Origin of the sequence: Micromonospora sp. DT48 (assembly GCF_049844495.1) — a bacterium.
GTDB lineage: Bacteria > Actinomycetota > Actinomycetes > Mycobacteriales > Micromonosporaceae > Micromonospora.
In genome coordinates this window covers 1-17,238 of record NZ_JBNCLE010000025.1, presented here as the reverse complement: position 1 = coordinate 17,238, position 17,238 = coordinate 1, and the positions used below count along the sequence as shown (strand labels likewise).

At 73.7% G+C, this 17,238-nt stretch carries 15 protein-coding genes and 1 rRNA gene; 2 read left to right on the top strand and 14 right to left on the bottom strand.

Going from position 1 to position 17,238, the window contains the following annotated elements:
- Positions 1 to 41: 41 nt before the first annotated feature.
- From ACLQ2S_RS24145 to ACLQ2S_RS24095, 11 genes are all read right to left on the bottom strand, one after another.
- Positions 42 to 2,336 (bottom strand): hypothetical protein, encoded by a 2,295-nt coding sequence (locus ACLQ2S_RS24145; protein ID WP_425703014.1) that lies wholly within the window; start codon positions 2,334 to 2,336, stop codon positions 42 to 44.
- Positions 2,336 to 3,511: a glycosyltransferase family 4 protein gene (locus ACLQ2S_RS24140; protein WP_309223902.1), complete on the bottom strand. Its 1,176-nt coding sequence runs from the start codon at positions 3,509 to 3,511 to the stop codon at positions 2,336 to 2,338. The genes ACLQ2S_RS24145 and ACLQ2S_RS24140 overlap by 1 nt, the downstream gene beginning before the upstream one ends.
- 52 nt (positions 3,512 to 3,563) lie before the next feature.
- On the bottom strand, positions 3,564 to 5,198 hold the full coding sequence (murJ, locus tag ACLQ2S_RS24135; RefSeq protein WP_309223901.1) for a murein biosynthesis integral membrane protein MurJ: 1,635 nt from the start codon (positions 5,196 to 5,198) through the stop codon (positions 3,564 to 3,566).
- Position 5,199: 1 nt separating this feature from the next.
- Positions 5,200 to 6,066 (bottom strand): hypothetical protein, encoded by an 867-nt coding sequence (locus tag ACLQ2S_RS24130; protein ID WP_309223908.1) that lies wholly within the window; start codon positions 6,064 to 6,066, stop codon positions 5,200 to 5,202.
- A 151-nt stretch (positions 6,067 to 6,217) separates the two neighbouring features.
- A complete protein-coding gene (locus ACLQ2S_RS24125) occupies positions 6,218 to 7,159 on the bottom strand; it encodes a copper transporter (RefSeq protein WP_309223900.1) in 942 nt (313 codons plus the stop codon).
- Between the two features lie 27 nt (positions 7,160 to 7,186).
- Positions 7,187 to 8,365 (bottom strand): putative cytokinetic ring protein SteA, encoded by a 1,179-nt coding sequence (gene steA, locus ACLQ2S_RS24120; protein ID WP_155222050.1) that lies wholly within the window; start codon positions 8,363 to 8,365, stop codon positions 7,187 to 7,189.
- A 118-nt stretch (positions 8,366 to 8,483) separates the two neighbouring features.
- Entirely contained in the window at positions 8,484 to 10,241 is a 1,758-nt protein-coding gene (recN, locus tag ACLQ2S_RS24115; RefSeq protein WP_309223899.1) for a DNA repair protein RecN, read from the bottom strand.
- A 57-nt stretch (positions 10,242 to 10,298) separates the two neighbouring features.
- Positions 10,299 to 11,183 (bottom strand): NAD kinase, encoded by an 885-nt coding sequence (locus ACLQ2S_RS24110; RefSeq protein ID WP_425703010.1) that lies wholly within the window; start codon positions 11,181 to 11,183, stop codon positions 10,299 to 10,301.
- A gap of 136 nt (positions 11,184 to 11,319) precedes the next feature.
- Positions 11,320 to 12,180 (bottom strand): TlyA family RNA methyltransferase, encoded by an 861-nt coding sequence (locus ACLQ2S_RS24105; protein WP_425703008.1) that lies wholly within the window; start codon positions 12,178 to 12,180, stop codon positions 11,320 to 11,322.
- A 16-nt stretch (positions 12,181 to 12,196) separates the two neighbouring features.
- Positions 12,197 to 12,418, bottom strand: coding sequence for a hypothetical protein (locus ACLQ2S_RS24100; protein ID WP_425703006.1), 222 nt, complete (start codon positions 12,416 to 12,418; stop codon positions 12,197 to 12,199).
- A gap of 16 nt (positions 12,419 to 12,434) precedes the next feature.
- Positions 12,435 to 13,007, bottom strand: coding sequence for a phasin family protein (locus ACLQ2S_RS24095; RefSeq protein WP_425703004.1), 573 nt, complete (start codon positions 13,005 to 13,007; stop codon positions 12,435 to 12,437).
- Positions 13,008 to 13,118: 111 nt separating this feature from the next.
- Between ACLQ2S_RS24095 and ACLQ2S_RS24090 the strand changes: the two genes are divergently transcribed.
- Positions 13,119 to 13,457 (top strand): SCP2 sterol-binding domain-containing protein, encoded by a 339-nt coding sequence (locus ACLQ2S_RS24090; protein WP_425703002.1) that lies wholly within the window; start codon positions 13,119 to 13,121, stop codon positions 13,455 to 13,457.
- A gap of 14 nt (positions 13,458 to 13,471) precedes the next feature.
- Here ACLQ2S_RS24090 and ACLQ2S_RS24085 read toward each other — a convergent pair whose 3' ends face one another.
- Together ACLQ2S_RS24085 and ACLQ2S_RS24080 are read right to left on the bottom strand one after the other, a co-directional pair.
- Entirely contained in the window at positions 13,472 to 14,485 is a 1,014-nt protein-coding gene (locus tag ACLQ2S_RS24085) for an HAD-IIA family hydrolase (RefSeq protein ID WP_425703000.1), read from the bottom strand.
- A 2-nt stretch (positions 14,486 to 14,487) separates the two neighbouring features.
- Positions 14,488 to 15,432 carry a tetratricopeptide repeat protein gene (locus ACLQ2S_RS24080; RefSeq protein ID WP_425703081.1) on the bottom strand — a complete coding sequence of 315 codons (945 nt, stop codon included), beginning with the start codon at positions 15,430 to 15,432 and terminating at the stop codon, positions 14,488 to 14,490.
- Here ACLQ2S_RS24080 and ACLQ2S_RS24075 point away from each other — a divergent pair.
- Positions 15,337 to 16,908, top strand: a complete 1,572-nt coding sequence (locus ACLQ2S_RS24075) for a hypothetical protein (RefSeq protein ID WP_425703086.1) — start codon at positions 15,337 to 15,339, stop codon at positions 16,906 to 16,908. The two genes, ACLQ2S_RS24080 and ACLQ2S_RS24075, sit on opposite strands and share 96 nt — an antisense overlap.
- A 95-nt stretch (positions 16,909 to 17,003) precedes the next feature.
- On the opposite strand, the gene rrf is transcribed toward ACLQ2S_RS24075, so the two are convergent.
- Positions 17,004 to 17,120 (bottom strand): 5S ribosomal RNA (gene rrf, locus ACLQ2S_RS24070).
- Positions 17,121 to 17,238: the final 118 nt, after the last annotated feature.

Below are 17,238 nucleotides of genomic sequence, written 5' to 3'. Positions count from 1 at the left end.
CGGCGGCCCGCCGGTGCCGCACCCGGGGTACCGACGCCGGGTCACCCGGTCGCGACCTCGGGCGACGACCGCGCACCCGACCCACCGCCCCCGGTCGACCCACCACCGGCCGGTCCACCGCCGGTCGGTCCGCCCTCAGTCGACCCACCACCGGTCGGTCCACCGCCGGTCGGTCCACCGTCGCCCGATGCCCCGCCGTCGCCCGTCGGTCCGCCGTCGGCGGGGCGGTCCGTTCCCGGTCGGGTCCGGTCCGCGGCATGGTCGAGCACCCGCAGCGCGGACAGCGCCGCCATCGGCACCACCACGGCGGCGGCGGCCCCGGCCACGTCCAGTGCCGCGGCACCCAGCAGGCCACCGATCACCGCCGCCACCGCGGTGCCCGCCATCGCCGCCCGGATCGCCGGGTAGATGCCGAACAGCCGCATCAGCCCGCCCCAGGGTTGCAGCAACGCGAACCAGACCAGCAGCGCACCGGCCAACGCCAGCACCGTCAGCGGGCTGTTGACCAGCGTCTCGAAGCTGGCGGCGCTGGACCGCTGCACGGTCAGCCCGCCGGTACCGTCGCCGAGCGCGGCCAGGAACCGGCCGAGGCTGTCCCGCTCCGCCGGATCCCGGCCCAGGTCCACCACGGCGAACCCGACCGTCACGGCCAGTCCGGCCATCGTCGCCCAGGCGAGCCGGGTCAGGGTCAGCCAGCCACCCGCGCTGATCGCCGCCGCCACGCTGACACCGGCGGTCAGGGCGATCGCGCCGATCGAGTCGGCACCCAGGTACGGGCTGCCGACGATCACCACGGCGGCCCCGCCCACGATCACCATGACGGTCGGTCGCCAGCGGCGGTTCACCCGTTGGGCGAGCCAACCGGCGCTGAGCAGGGCGGCGGCGGCGAACACGCCGAGCCCGACGGTGCCGAGGCCGGTGTAGCGGCCACCTTCCAGGGCGGAGTAGCCCACCACCCCGTTGAGCTGCAACCGGGCGCCGGTGACGACGTCCAGGCCGACGGCCGACGTGGCCAACCCGGCCACCGCGCCGAGCGGGCCGAGGGTGGTGCGGTAGCCGGGGGCGAGGCGTACCAGCAGCGTCGTGGCGGCCAGCAGCACGGCGGTCAGCCCGGCGAACGAGGCCGCCGGATGTGCGAAGCGCCACCACGGCGCGACCTCGACGACCAACGCCACCGGTATCGCGAGCGCGGCGGCGATCAGCAGCACCTCCACCGTCGCCACCACCGCACGCGGCACCGGTTTCGGCCCGTACGGACCGGCGTGCCGCCGGGCCCGCCGCAGCAGCGGCAGCACCGCCACGGCGAGCGCCACCTGGACGACGGCGAGCAGGGTGAAGAACCCGCCGGCCACCTCCCGCTGGGCGGCGGCCTCCCGGTCCGCGTCGGCGGGTTCGGCGATCGCGGCGGACAGGTCGGTCGGCCGTCCTCCGACGGACTCGGCGGAGCGGCCCAGGAACGCCCGGTCCGGCATCGGACGGCCCAGGGCGGCCAGTGCGGTCGGGGCCAGGTCGATCAGTTGCAGGTAGCCGCGCCGGCCGGTGCTGGGCGAGGTCAGCAAGCCCTCCTCCCAGCCTGGCCCGTGTGCGACGGCCACGTGCAGCCGGGACGGCCGCTCGGTGTCGGAGACTCCGGCGACGATCACCAGCGAGTGCGGCGGGCGCGCGTCGAGGACCCGGGCCAGTTGGGCGTCCGCGGCTTCGGCCGCCGCTGCCCGCCCCGCCGGATCGCTGCCTTCCACGGTGCCGAGGTCGACGATGCTGAGCACACAGGAGCCGAGCAGCCCGGCCGGATCCGCAGGCAGGGTCGACGCGTACCGGTCGACCCGGCCGAACGGCCGGGCGGCGGCCACCGCCGCGCCCGGCCCGACCGCCACCGAGCACCGCACCGACTCCGACAGCGCACCGGGCACCGTCCCCCACGGCAGCCGGTCCTGGTTGTACACGACGACGCTCTCCTGGTCGGGCAGGTTCGCGCCGATGCCGTCCGGCTGCTCCACCGTCACGTCGACGGGCGGGCACTGCCCGTCCGCGCCACGGCTGCCGGGCCAGGCGGCGAAGCTGCCCGCGCCGAGGGTCAACCAGCCGTCGACCGGGCAGGTGGGTCGGTGCGCGGACCGCACCGACAGCGACCCGATCGAGCCTTCGCGGGCCAACCGCCACAGCGTCGGCGTCCGCTCCGCGTCCACGTCGTCCCACCGCAGCCCGGCCACGCCGACCAGCACCACGTAGTCGGCGCTCTGCCGGGCCGGCGGACTCTGCGGGCGGGCGGCCAGCACGGTGATGCCGAGCGCCACCACCACCAGGGTGAGCACGATCGGAGCGATACGACGCAGCATCACCGACGTCCCGTCGACGGTGCGTCGGCGTCCGGCGTGGCCGGACCGGCCGGGCCGGAGACCAGCTCGGCGTAGAGGGCGAGCAGCTGGTCGAGGGTCTGCGCCTCGGTCGGCCAGGTTCCCGCCCGGGCCGCGCCGCGCCGCGCCAGCTCGGCGCGGCCGGCCTCGTCGTCGAGCAGGCCACGTACCGCCGCGTCGACCGCGTCGACGTCACCCGGTGGCACCAGCACCGCCGCGTCGCCGACCAGTTCCGGCAGCCCACCCACCGCGGTCGCCACCAGCGGTACGCCCGCCCGCAGCGCCTCCTGCGCGAACAGCTGGCGGGCTTCCCAGTCGCTGGTGACCACGGCGAGGTCGGCGCCGGCGAGCAGATCGGCCACGTCGGTGCGGTGTCCCAGCAGGGTGACCGGCGCCCGGGCAGCGCTGATCCGGGCCGCCAGTGGCAGGTAGGCCGGACCACTACCGGCGATCACGACGACCGGCGGCGGAGTGCGGGCCCGCCACCGGGCGGCGGCGTCCACCAGCACGTCGTAGCGCTTCTGCGGGTGCAGCCGGCCCACCGACAGGATCAACGGCTGGTCGGCGGCGACCCCGAACTCGGCGCGCACGGCCGCCCGACGGCGACGCGGCGCGGGTAGTTCGGGAGCGGCGACCGGGCCGAGCCGGGCATCCGCCGCGCCCAGCGCGACGGCCCGCGCCACCAGGTCGGCGGAGGCGCCGAGAGTCACCCGGGCACCCCGCGCCACGACCCGCTCCACCAGCCGGGACAGCGTGCCGCGTATCCCGGTGGCGAGCACCGCGTTGTGCCAGGTGACCACGAGCGGGGCAGACGGCCGGGCCAGCGCCGCCACCAGACCGGCGCGCAGCCCGTGTGCGTGCACCACGCTGACCTGCTCGGCGGCGAGCAGGCGTCGCAGCACGCCGACGGCACGGGCGTCGGCCGGGGTGGGACTCGCCGGGATCTCCACCGGGGCGAACCGGGCACCGGCGTCCTCGAAGTCGAACTGTTCCTGGGTAGCCGCCGGTCCGCAGACCAGCACCGGCTGACCGGCGGCGGCCAGCCCACGCGCCACCGACCGGACATGTTGGCCCACCCCGCCGGTGCTGGAGGCCAGGAGCAGCAGGACCGTACCCGGTCGACCCCCGACGGCCGTCGGCCCGTTCGTCGCGCTCACCGGATCGACTCTCCGTTCGCGACGGCGGGGCTCGCGGGCTCACTCCTCGCGCTCACCGGGACGCCTCCTTCTTCCGGTCATCTGGCCGGGACCGGCGCAGGCGGCGACCCAGCCCGGCCAGCAGTGGCCGCAGGTCCTGCCGGTCGACCAGCCACAGCACGGCGAGGAACACGACAGCGACCAGGACTCCGGACAGCATGCCCTGCATCAGTGCCGTCCACCGACCCGGGGGGTCGCCCTGCGCGTCGAGCAGCCGCAGCGTCAGCACCGCCGCGACGGCGGCGGTGCCACCGGCCAGCAGACCGGCGCCCCCGGCCCGGCCGGCACCGGCCAGCGCCTCCCGCCCGGCGGAGCGGGCGACGGCGACCAGCAGCAGCACACCGAGCAGCAGCATCCCCGCCGAGTTTGCCAGCGCCACCGCCAGCACCCGATCGGCCACCGGGAGCAGCGCGGACAGCGGGAACAGCACCAGCGGCACGGCGAGCCAGCCGACCGTGATGGTGGCGGTGGCCGCCCGCGTCGCGCCCCGGGCGTACAGGGCCCGGGACAGCACCGCGAACAGCCCGTACCCGAGCAGACCGGGTGCGTAACCGGCGATCGCGGCGGCGGTCGCGGCGCTGTCGAGCGGGAAGAACCGGCCGATCGGACCGGCCGCACCGATCAGGACCGCGGCACCGAGGCAACTGCACAGCAGCACCCCGCGCACCGTGGACGACAACACGTCGCGGAAGGTCGGCTCGTCCGCGTCCGCCGTCGCGGCCAGGGTGGGATACGCGGCGGTGGCCAGCGGCACCGCCAGCACCGCCCAGGGCAGCAGGTAGAACGTCTGGGCCAGGGTGAACACCTGGTACGCCTCGGTGCGACCGCTGGCCAGCCGGTAGAGGATCGCCGCCAGCGCCACCTGCTGTGCGGTGACCGTCACCACCCCGGCCACCGCCAGCCCACGCACCCGGGCCCGCGCGTCGGCCGGGAACGCGTACCCGAGGCGCAGCGACAGCCGCAGTCGACGCAGTGGGATCAGCAGCGACAGGGAGAGCACCACCACGCCGAGGGTGGTACCGACCGACAGGATCAGCTCACCGCCGCGTCCGGCCTGCGCCACGCTCGCTCCGGTACCGGCGACCCCGGCGAAGACCAGGTAGACGACGACCACGGTGAGACTCGACAGCAGCGGGGCGATGACCGGCCAGGCGAACCGGCGGTGCGCCTGGAGCACCCCGGTGAGGACGATGCCGATGCCGTACAGCGGCAGTTGCGGTGCGAAGACCCGCAGCATCCGGGCGGCGGAGGCCAACTCCTCCGGCGACCGGCTGTCACCGAGCACCGCGATGATCGGATCGGCGGCCAACGCCACCAGCAACGCCAACGGCACGAGCAGCGTCACGGTCCAGGTGAGCAGGGCACCGGTGGTCGCCCCGACCGTCCGCCGGTCACCCGCCGCGACCGCACCGGCGAGCAGCGGTACGACCAGACTGGCCAGCGCCCCACCCGCGACGATCTCGAAGATGATGTTCGGGATGGTGTTCGCCAGCAGGTACATCGCGCCCAGGTCGCTGTCCTGCACCACCCAGGTGAACACGGCGGTACGCCCGAACCCGGCCAGCCTGCTGAGCACGGTGAGGACGGCGATGAGGGCTGCCGCTCCGGCCACCCGGCCGGCGCCGGCGAGGGGGGCCGGTCTGGTCACGTCAGTCGGCGCGTCGGCCCAGCGCGTCGAGTTCACGCAGCCCCGGCGTGCTCGCGATGACCTTCGTGAAGCTCACCTTCTCGCTGGCGGCGGTGAGCCCGGCGAGTACGGCGAGCAGCGCGGCCCGACCGACCGGGCCGGTACGGGCGGCCATCGCCACCCCGAGCACCGCGCCGAGGGCGTTGGCACCGCTGTCGCCGAGCATCACGTCCTCGGCGAGGTCGGCGGGGAGCAGACCACTCGCGGCACCGACAGCGCCCGAGGCGATCCCACCGTGCCGGCCGGTGCTCAACGGCGCGCCGAGCAGCAGACCCGACTTCAGCGCCCGGCCGGGACGCAGGTCGAGCAGGTTGACCAGGTTCGCCGTGCCGGCCACCACGCCCGCACCGAGCAGCACGTCGACGCCCCGCCCCACCCGCGTCTGCCGGTGTCGGCGGCGGTGCCCGGCCACGCCCGGGTCGGCGGCGAGCAGGACCGCCGCGCCCAGACCGGCCGCACCCACTCCCACGATCTTGACGAGGCCGGCGGTGACCCGGCCCTGCCGCAGTGCGGCCAGGTGCCCGGCGAAGCCCTTGGCGGCCCGCTGCTCCGGCCGGGCGCCGACGACGTCGTCGTAGAGCCCCACGGCACCGGCACCGAGCCCGGCCACCAGGCTGGCCGCCCCGGCCGCCCCGCTCGCCGCCCCGCAGGCGGCGGCGCCCGAGGCGCCCAGCGCGAGCGCCGGGCCGGCGGCCAGGGTCACGGTGCGTCCACGGAAGTTGGTGCGTTCCAGTTCCGGCGCGGCCGGTGAGGTACGGATCTGGCGCAACGCGTACCGGGTGGTGACCGCCCCGATCCCGGCCGCCAGGAGTCGACCGAGGGCCGTCACGTCGCCGTCCCGCTCACTCACGCCATCCCCTCCCGCCAACCGGCGGAGATCGTCGGAATCGGGCACCGAATGCCTCGTCGGATCACTGACCCGGCTCGACCGCGCGGCGCGGGGCCGCTTCCACCACCACGGTGGGCCGCCGGGCACGGGTTCACTGGGGCAGTTTAGGCACCAGCGAGGCGGCGCTGTCGTTGACGCCGTACTGACCGGCCTTGCGCTCGGTGAGCTGCTGCACCAGAGCCAGGGTGGTGACCAGTTGACCCTGCACCGTGTTGGCGTTGTCGATGGTCGAGATGGTCTGGGTCAGCACCGCGTCGCCCCGCACGAAGGCCACCAGGTTGCCACCGGCCGAGCCGTTGCCGGCCACCACGACTCCCCCGGTCCGGTCGAACTGCTCGGCGATCTTGACCACGGACTCGTCCTTCTTGGCGGAGTCCTTGTCCACGTACGGCTGCCCGCTGACCACCACGACGGCCTCCGCCGCCTTGGTGACCCGGTCGGAGGTGGTCAGGTAGTTGGCGTTGCCGTACGCGGCCAGCACCGCCCGCCGGTCCGCCTCGGTGACCGGCTCGGCACCGGCGGGCTGGTCCAGCAGCACGGTGGCCAGCAGAGCGCTGGAGGTCTCGACGCCGTGACCGTTGCCGGGCAGCCCCCCGGTCGGCGCGTTGGTGGGCCGGGCCGCGGTGACCGCCAGTTCCAGCAGGTCGTTGTTGTTCTCCGGGTTGATGAACTTGTCCTGCAGGTCGACGCGTCCGGTGATGTCGGCGCCGGCCAGTTCGAGCATCTTGAGCACGCCCTCGGTGTGGTCACGGCCGGTGGGCAGGCTGAGCACCAACACCCGCTTGCCACTGAGCGTGCCCGGCAGGATCACCTGGGCGATCTCGGCGGCGAAATCCTCCTCCAGCTCCAGTTCCCGTTGCATGCTCTGGACCGCCTGGCGCATCTGCTGGTTGTCCTTGCGCAGCTCGTTGACGGTCTCCCGGAGCGAGTCCGCGACCGGACCGTTGAGTGCGGCTGTGCCGACCACCAGGCCGATCGCCAGGGCGAGGAAGACCGCGGTCAGGGACACCACGTGGTACCGGAAGTTGATCACGCTTGAAGCCTCTTGATCGGTCGGGAGCTAGAAGAGCTGGCCGAGCTGGAACACGAAATTGTCCCACCACTCGGAGACCACACCCAGGTACGCCTTACCGACGGTGGAGACGGCCACCGCCGAGGCCATGGCGGCGAGCGCCGAGAGCACCAGCAGCAGCAGCGACGACCCCGAGATGCTCTGCCGGTACAACCGGCTGACGCCCTTGGCGTCCACCAGTTTCCCGCCGACCTTGAGCCGGGTGAGGAACGTCGAGGCCATGCCGCCGCGCCCCTTGTCGAGGAACTCGACGAGGGTGGCGTGGGTGCCCACCGCGACGATCAGCGAGGCGCCCTTCTCGTCGGCCAGCAGCATGGCGAGGTCTTCGCTGGTGGCGGCTGCCGGGAAGGTCACCGCCGGCACCCCCAGGCCGTTGACCCGGGGAAGCCCGGGCGCCCGCCCGTCCGGGTACGCATGGACGATCACCTCGGCACCGCAGCGCAGCACGTCGTCGGTGACCGAATCCATGTCGCCGATGATCATATCGGGGGTGTAGCCCGCCTCGACCAGCGCGTCGGCGCCCCCGTCGACACCGATCAGCACCGGCTTGAACTCGCGGATGTACGGGCGCAGCACATCCAGGTCGGCCTTGTAGTCGTAGCCCCGGACCACGATCAGGCAGTGCCGGCCCTGCACCTCGGTGGCGATGTCGGGCACGCCGACGCCGTCGAGCAGCAGGTCACGCTCCTGCTTGAGGTAGTCCATCGTGTTGGCGGCGAAAGCCTCCAACTGCACCGACAGGCCCTCCCTGGCGTCGGTCATCGCCTTGGCCACGCTCTCGGCGTCCTGGAGGCTGCCGTGTGCCACCGGATCGTCGTCGAGGTAGACGGTGTTGCCCTCGATGCGCACCGTGTCGCCCTCACGGATCCGCTCGAAGACACCTTCGCCGAGGTCGTCCAGCAGCGGAATGCCCGCCGCGATCAGCACCTCCGGCCCGAGGTTCGGGTAACGGCCCGACACCGACGGCTTGGCGTTGAGCACCGCGCCGACACCGACCGCGACCAGCGAGTCGGCGGCGACCCGGTCCAGGTCGACGTGGTCGATGATCGCGATGTCGCCGGGGCGGAGGCGGCCGACCAGCCGCTTGGTGCGGCGGTCGAGGCGGGCGGTGCCGAGGATTTGTCCCGGTTCCGCGTTCCGGGCCCGGCGCAACGTGGGTAGACGCATCGTGACCATCCTGGCATGTGAGGCAGGCGAATCTGTCGCGACATGCCTGAGCAGGGCCGCCTACCCAGGGAAGCACACATGGGCGAAGGCCGGTGTGCCTCCGCTCACATCGTGGCCCTCAGGACCGCCGTTCCCTGGCCGCCACGGCCAGGAGTTCCTCCGCGTGAGCGATACCCAGGTCCGAGTCCGGCAAACCTGCGAGCATCCGGGCGAGTTCCCGGGCCCGTTCGGTGTCCTCCACCACCCGGACCCCACTGGTGGTGACCGCGCCGCCGGTGTCCTTGGCCACCACCAGGTGCCGGTCGGCGAAGGCGGCGACCTGGGGCAGGTGGGTCACCACCAGGACCTGGTGACTGCGGGCCAACCGGGCCAGCCGCCGGCCGATCTCCACCGCCGCCTGTCCGCCCACACCCGCGTCGACCTCGTCGAAGACCAGCGTCGGCGGGCCCGAGGTGCCGGCGAAGACCACCTCGATGGCGAGCATCACCCGGGACAGCTCACCGCCGGAGGCACCCCGTTGCAGCGGCAGCGACGGCGCGCCGGGGTGCGCCAACAGCCGCAACTCGACCTCGTCGCCGCCGTCCGGCCCGACACCCACGTCGACCCCGTTGACCGACAACGTCGGTTCGGTCCGACCGGCGGGTCGGGGCAGCACCGCCACCTCGATCCGGGCGTGCGGCATCGCCAGCCCGGCCAGCTCGACGGTGACCTGCTCGGCGAAGCGTGCCGCCGCCTCCTGCCGGGACACCGACAGTCGGCCGACCAACTCGGCCACCTCGCCGGCCAGCCGGGACGCCTCCCGGTCCAGCTCGTCGAGCAACTCGTCGGAGGTGTCCAGCTCGGACAGTCGGGTCCGAGCCCGCTCCGCCCAGGCGATCACCCCGTCGACGTCGTCGGCGTATTTGCGGGTCAGCGCCCGCAGCGCGGCCCGCCGCTCGTACAGCGCCTGCAACCGGGCCGGATCGGCGTCCAGTCCGGCGAGGTAGGTGGACAGTTCCACCGAGACGTCGGCGACCAGCGTGGCCGCCTCCTCCAGCCGGGCGGCCAACTCACCGAGCACCGGGTCGGTGGCGGCCTGCGCCTCCAGCGTGCGCCGGGCGGTGCCCAGCAGTGTCGAGGCGTCGGGGGTGTCGTCGGTGGCCTCCAACCCGCCGGCCACGCACTGATGGGCCAGTTGGGCCGCGGTACGCAGACCCTCCGCGTGCTCCAGCCGCTGCGTCTCCGCCTTCAACTCGTCGTCCTCACCCGGTTGCGGATCCACCCGGGTGATCTCGTCGAGACCCAACCGCAGCAGGTCGGTCTCCTGGTGGCGTTCCCGCGCGTTGCGTCGCCGGTCGGCCAGGTCGTCGACCACCCGACGCCAGCGGGTGAACGCGTCCCGCGTCGCGTCGAGCAGCTTCTCGTGCTCCGGGCCGGCGAACCGGTCCAACGCGGCCCGCTGTTCCGCCGGCCGCAGCAGGCGCAGCTGGTCGGACTGGCCGTGTACGGCCACCACCTGCTCACCGACCTCACCGAGCATCGACACCGGCATGCCACGGCCACCGAGGTGCGCTCGGGACCGACCCTCCACCGTGACCGTACGGCTCAGCAGCACGCAGCCGTCCTCGTCGGGCTCGCCTCCGGCGTCGGTGATCCGGGCGTGCACCGTCTCGGCCACCCGCCCGTCGAGGCGCAGCCGACCCTCGACCACGGCACGGCCCGGTTCGGCTCGCACCCGACCCGCGTCGGCCCGGCCACCGAAGAGCAGGCCGAGCCCGGTCACCACCATCGTCTTACCGGCACCGGTCTCACCGGTGATGACGTTCATGCCGCGGGTCAGCGGCAGCGTCGTGTCCTCGATGACGCCCAGCCCGGTGATGCGTAGCTCCTCCAGCACAGCAACCGACAGTAGACGCGTGGCCCGACACTTGACCAGCCGACGACACCGCCGACGTCAGCGGCGGTTGCCCCGCCAGCCGTGCACCGGAAGGTCGAACTTGGCCACCAGACGCCCGGTGAACGACCGGTCCCGCAGCCGGACGATCCGCACCGGCAGGGCGCCCCGGCGCACGGTGACCCGGGCACCCGGCGGCAGGTCGTAGACCCGCCGCCCGTCGCAGCAGAGCACCGCGAGCGTGGTGAACGGGTCGACGGTTATCGAGATGGTCGAGGTGGGCGCCGTCACCAACGGCCGACTGAACAACGCGTGCGCGCTGATCGGCACCAGCAGCAACGCCTCCACCTCGGGCCAGACCACCGGCCCTCCGCCGGAGAAGGCGTACGCGGTCGAACCGGTGGGGGTGGCGCAGACCACGCCGTCACAGCCGTACCGGGACAGCGGTCGCCCGTCTACGTCGACGAGCAGCTCCAGCATCTGGGCCCGCTCACCCTTCTCGACGCTGATCTCGTTGAGCGCCCACGACTCGATGGTCGGCCCGCCGTCGAACTCGGCGGTCACGTCGAGGGTGAGTCGCTCGTTGACGCTGTAGTTGCGGCTCACCACGTCGCGTACCGCCGCGTCGAGGTCGCCGATCTCCGCCTCGGCGAGGAAGCCGACCTTCCCGAGGTTGATACCGAGTAGCGGCACCTTCGCCGGGCGGGCCAGTTCGGCGGCGCGCAGGAACGTGCCGTCCCCGCCGAGCGCGAAGACGATCTCGGCGCCCTCGGCCGCCTCCAGCCCGGTCACCGGCACCACGCCCGGTAGGTCCAGGTCCTCGGCCTCCTCGGCCACCACCCGCACCTCGAACCCGGCGGCGATCAGGTCCGCCGCGACGGTACGCGCGTGTTCGGTGCTGCGTCGGCGGCCGGTGTGTGTCACCAGCAGAGCGGTACGGGTCACCGCGACGACCGTCCCGCATCACCGTGCGGGTGGTAAACCGGCCGAGAACCGCTCCCGCCGCTGTGCCACACGGTTCGCGCACCGGCGGCGCGAGCCGCCACGCTGCCGTGCCAGACGGTTCGCGCGCTCCGCTCGCTCACGTGGCCACCTCCTCCGTCCCCTCGCCCGGCCCGTCGCCGGACGTCACCGGGCCGGTCGGCCCGGCCGCCACCACGGCCCGCACCCGGTGCGGGTCGGCCGGTGGCGCGTCCCGGCGTAACCATACGAAGAACTCGACGTTGCCGCTCGGCCCGGGCAGCGGGCTGGCCGCGAGATCCGCCAGCCCCAGCCCCAGCGTCCCGGCCGTCGCGGCGACGTCCAGCACCGCCTGGGCACGCAGTTCCGGGTCACGCACCACTCCACCGGCACCGACCCGCTCCCGGCCCACCTCGAACTGCGGCTTGACCATCAGCGCCAGGTCACCCTCGGCGCGGGTGCAGGCCGCCAGAGCCGGCAGGACCAGTCGCAGCGAGATGAACGACAGGTCGGCGACGGTCAGGTCCACCGGACCGTCGATCGCCTCCGGGGTCAGCGTCCGGACGTTGGTGCGTTCGAGAACCCGTACCCGGGGATCGTTGCGCAGTGACCAGGCCAGCTGGCCGTAGCCGACATCCACCGCGACCACCTCGGCGGCGTCGGCGCGCAGCAACACGTCGGTGAAGCCACCGGTGGAGGCACCGGCGTCGAGGCAGCGCCGACCGCGCACCGTCAGGCCGCCGGGGATGAACGCGGCGAGCGCGCCGGCCAGCTTGTGCCCGCCCCGGGAGACGTACTCCAAGGCGGGGTCGGCACCACTGACCAGCAGCGGATCGGCGGGATCGACCATCGCGGCGGCCTTGCGGGCCGGCACCCCCCGCAGGTGCACGCGGCCGGCCTCCACCAGCGCGACCGCCTGTTCGCGGGAACGGGCCAACCCGCGACGGACGAGTTCGGCGTCCAACCGGTTACGCCGTGCCATGGACGGACGCGCCTCCTCAGGACTGGTCGATGGTGGCCAGCGTCTCCCGCAGCGTCTGGTACGCGGCCTCGTACTGGGCGATCTGGTCGGCGGGACTGAGGTCCGCAGCGTTGGCGATCGCCTGTACCGCGGCGTCCACCGCCGGGTGGCCGTCGTCGTGCCCGCCCTGGTCGGCCCCGCGCGGCGGCGGAGGACCGGGACGCGGGCCCGGCGGCGGTCCGGGTCGCGGCGCGGTCATGCTGCCCGTCGCCCGATCACGCGTCGCCGTCCACGGGCGGAGGTGCGGCCTTCGCCGGGCGCGGCGTCGGTCCACCGTCAGCGGTACGCGCGACAGCGCCGGACGCCTTCTTGGCCACCGCCTTCTTCGCGACCGCCTTCTTCGCCACGGCCTTCTTGGCCACCGCCTTCTTCGCGACCGCCTTGGTGGGTGGGGTCGCGGCGGCGGTCGGTGGGGTGCCGACGGAGCCGGTGTCGGAGGCTTCGGCGGTCGTCACGGGGCCGGTCGCCGTGCCGCTGACCGGCGGTGCGGCGGCCGCCCGAAGCTGGCGTTCCAACTCACGCACCCGACGGTCCAGTTCGGCGACCTCCTCGGCGGTGGCCAGGCCCACCGCACCGAGCGCCCGCTCCACCTCGAACCGCACCAACTTCGTCAGAGCCTCGCGGTTGGCCGCACCGGTGGACCGCAACTCCTCGGCGAGCGTCTGGAGTTGGGCCGCGGTCGCTCCGGTCGACCCCATCGCCCGGCGTACCGCCTCCTGCGCCTTCTTCCGGGGCGCCTCCGTCAGGCCCATGGCCAGTTCGAGGTAGGCGCGCCACGCGTCCTGCATGCCTGAGTCCTTTCGCCCGAGGGCTGTGCAGGTGTCACGCTACCGGGCCGCCGAATGCGCCCTGTGCGGTACGGTGCCGGGAGACGACGTGGTGTGGCGAGGAGGCGATCGGTGGCCACCGTGGACGAGTGCCGGCAGGCGTTGCAGGATCTGGCCGCCCGACTCGAACGCAACGCGGAGACCGTCCGTGACCGCGTGGACCTGGACCGCACCCTGGCCTGCCGGATCACCGACCTGGAGACCGCCTTCCACGGCCGACTCACCGGTGGACGGCTGGTGGAACTCGCCGACGGTGACGACCCGAAGGCGAAGATCGCCCTGAGCACCACCAGTGACGACCTGTTGGCCCTGGTACGCGGCGATCTCGACGTCACCCGCGCGGTCGCCAACCGCCGCGTGTCGATCAAGGCGAACCCGTTCGACCTGATGAAACTGCGCAAGCTGCTCTGAGCGGAGAAACCGCCTCAGGCGGCCAGGCCGAGCTTCTTCAGCGCCTGCGCCGCCTCCGGGGACGCCGGCCGGACCGGGCCGGCCGGATGGCTGTGCCAGGCCACCGCGCAGAGCGCGGCGAGCGCGTCCAACGCACGCCCCGAGCCGGACAGCCGCCACTCGTCGGTGCCGGTCGTCACCTGCCAGCCGCCGTGGTCGGCGTCGGCTGCCGGGACCCGCACCACGGAGTCGGGGTCGAAGAGGCCGGTCAGGTCCCACGAGACGTAGGTGGGCCGTCGCTCGGCGGGCGCGGCCAGCAGCTCGGCGGCGTCACTGACACCGGTGAGGACCAGCAGACTGTCCAGCCCGGCCCGGTTGGCGCCCTCGATGTCGGTGTCCAACCGGTCGCCGACGACCACGGTACGACCACCGTCCGCCCGCCGCGCGGCGGTGGCGAACAGTTCCGGTGCGGGCTTACCGACGATCTCGTCCGGGTCTCGGCCGAGCGCGGTGGCCAGCGCGGCCACCAACGCGCCGTTGCCCGGCAGGGGTCCACGCCCACTGGGCAGGGTCCGGTCGGTGTTCGTGGCCACCCAGGTCGCACCCGCCCGGACCGCTACCGCCGCCTCGGCCAGATCGGCCCAGCCCACCTGCGGGCCGTACCCCTGGATCACCGCGACCGGAGCCTCGTCGGCCGTGGCGACCGGGGTGAGCCCGACGTCGCTGATCTCGGTTCGGAGCGCCTCGGCGCCCACCACGAGCACCGGGGCACCGGTGGGGAGGCGCTCACCCAGCAGCTGAGCGGCGGCGGCGGCGCTGGTGAGCACCTCGTCCGGTCGCGCCGGGACGCCCATCCCGGTGAGCAGGTCGGCCACGTCGGCCGCGCGACGCGAAGCGTTGTTCGTCGCGTACGCGACCGCACGGCCCTCACCGTGCAGCCGGGCCACCGTGTCGACCGCGCCGGGGATCGGCTGGTCGATCAGGTAGATCACTCCGTCCAGGTCGAACACGACCAGGGCGTATCCGTCCACCAGCCGGTCCCCGCTCATCGCTACCGTGCCTCCGGGTTCTCGATCCCGTTCGCCGCGCGGCGATCCGCGTCGAGGTCGGCGACCGGGTCCTGCTCGCCGTCTGCGGGCTCCGGGCTCTGCGCCACAGCCGTCGCGCCCGAGTCGGCGGGCTGATCGTCGTTCGGCCGGTCGTCCGTCCGCTCCTCGACCGCCGCCGGCTCGTCGCCGCCCGGCTCCACCTCTTCTGCCGCGTCGTCACCGGCCGCGTCGTCGCCAGTCACGTCGTCACTGGCCGGCTCGTCGCCGGGCGCGTCGTCACCGTCGTCGCTGGTCGACGAACCGCCGGCCAGCGCCTCGGCCGCCTCGTCTGCGTCGTCGCCCTCGATGACCACACCGTCGAGGTCGAGCAGCCGCTCCGCCGCGTCGGTCTCCGCCTCGGTGTCCACCTCCGCCGCACGGGAGAACCACTCCCGCGCCTCGGTCCGCCGCCCCACGGCCAGCAGGGCGTCGGCGTACGCGTACCGCAGCCGTGCCGTCCACGGATGAATCGTCTCGCTGGTCAGGTCGGGGACCTGGAGCATCGCCACGGCGGCGTCCCGCTGGCCGAGGTCGCCGCGCGCGCCGGCGGCCACGATCAGCAGTTCGATCGCCACGGCCGGGTCGAGCTTCTCCTGGTCCGCGCCCCGGAACAGGTCGATGGCCCGCTCGGGACGGCCGAGTGCCCGCTCGCTGTCCGCGATCACCGCGAGGTGGTTCTGCGAACCGCTCATCCGGTGGTACGTCCGCAGCTCCGCGATGGCCGACTGCCACTCCCCCGCGTGGTACGCGGCCAGACCGACGGCTTCCCGAACCGAGGAGATCCGCGACGCGAGCCGACGAGCCGCCAGCGCGTGAGCGAGCGCCCCGGCCGGGTCCTCGTCGATCAGCTGCCCGGTCGCCACGAGGTGCCGGGCGACGGTGTCCGCGACCGGCTTCGCCAGCGACAGCAGTTCGGCGCGGACGTCCTTGTCCAGGTCGGTCGCGACGATCTCGTCGGGGAGCGCCGGCGCCTCGGTACGCCCTTCCTCCGCCGGAGCACGTCCGTCCCGGTCGTCACCCCGCCCGAAGCGGCGCTCACCGCCCCGGTCGTCGCGGAACCCACCGCCCCGGCGACCGTCGAAGCCGCCCGCGCCCCGAGCGCGGTCACCATCGCGGTAGCCGCCCTCACGACGCTCGCCACCCCGGTAGCCGCCCTCACGGCGCTCACCGTCGCGGAAGCCTTGTCGGCGCTCGCCGCCGAAGCCGTCACCGTCACGGCGGTCCCGGAAGCCGCCGTCCCGGCGGTCTCCACCACGGAAACCGCCCTCACGACGCTCACCGCCGTCGTCACGCCGATCGTTGCCCCGGAAGCCCTCACGACGGTCGCCACCACGGAAACCACCTTCACGGCGCTCACCGTCACGGAAGCCACCCTCACGACGGCCTCCGTCGCGGAAGCCACCCTCACGACGCTCACCACTGAAACCCTCGCGACGCTCACCGCCACGGAACCCACCGTCCCGACGGTCAGCACCAGGGAAGCCACCCTCGCGGCGCTCACCATCGCGGAAGCCGCCCTCGCGGCGATCGTTCCCCCGGAAGCCACCCTCGCGGCGGTCACCGTCCCGACGGTCGCCGCCCCGGAAGCCACCTTCACGGCGGTCGCCACCCCGGAAACCGCCCTCGCGGCGGTCACCGTCGCGGGAACCACCCTCACGGCGGTCGCCACCCCGGAAGCCACCTTCACGACGCTCACCGCTGAAGCCCTCACGACGGTCGTCCCGACGGAACCCACCGTCACGACGGTCACCACCACGGAAGCCACCCGAGCGCTCGCCACCGCCCCGCTCGTCCGCGTCCCGGCGGTAGCCGCCCTCACGGCGGTCGCCACCCCGGAACCCACCGTCGCGGCGGTCGCCGCCGGTGTCACGTCGATCGTTGCCTCGGAAGCCTCCGTCGCGGCGGTCGCCGCCCCGGTAGCCGTCACGGCGCTCACGGTCGGCGAAGCCGCCGGAGGCTCGGTCACCGCCTCGGAAACCGCCCTCACGACGCTCATCGCCCCGGAAGCCACCCGAACGCTCGCCGCCGTCGCGTCGGAACCCGCTGTCACGCCGGTCGCTTCCGCGGCGCTCCGCGCCGCGGAAGCCGCCACTGGTGCGCTGCCGGTCACCGGAGTTGTCGCGCCCGCCGTACCCGCGGTCGCCGCGCTCGCCCCGGGGTCCGCCGCCCGAGCGGAAGCCGCCCTCACGACGGTCACCGTCGCGGCGGAAGCTCCCGGACCGACCACGGTCGCCGCCGAATCCGGCGTCGCGTCCGCCGTCGCGAGAGCCCCGCTCCTCTCCCCGGCTCTGGCGCGACGGGCGGTCGTCGTGGCGGGATCCGCCGTCGCGATCCGCGGGCCGGCCTTCATAGCCCCGGGGGCGGTCTCCGCCCTGAGGTGCTGAACTCACAGGTACATCCTTCCTAAGTACGTCGTATTCAACGACGCAACGCAGTCGAGGGCCGACCCGATTCCGGGCGGCCCTCGACTGTGACGTTTGTCCGGCGGTGTCCTACTCTCCCACACCCTCCCGGGTGCAGTACCATCGGCGCTGGAGGGCTTAGCTTCCGGGTTCGGAATGAGACCGGGCGTTTCCCCTCCGCCATGACCGCCGTAACCTTATCAACATGTCAAACAACACCAACAACCAACAACGCGTGTCGGGTGTGTTGTTTGTTTGCTGTGAGTTACACAGTGGACGCGAGCAGAATCTTTGTGAGCAAGTCCTCGGCCT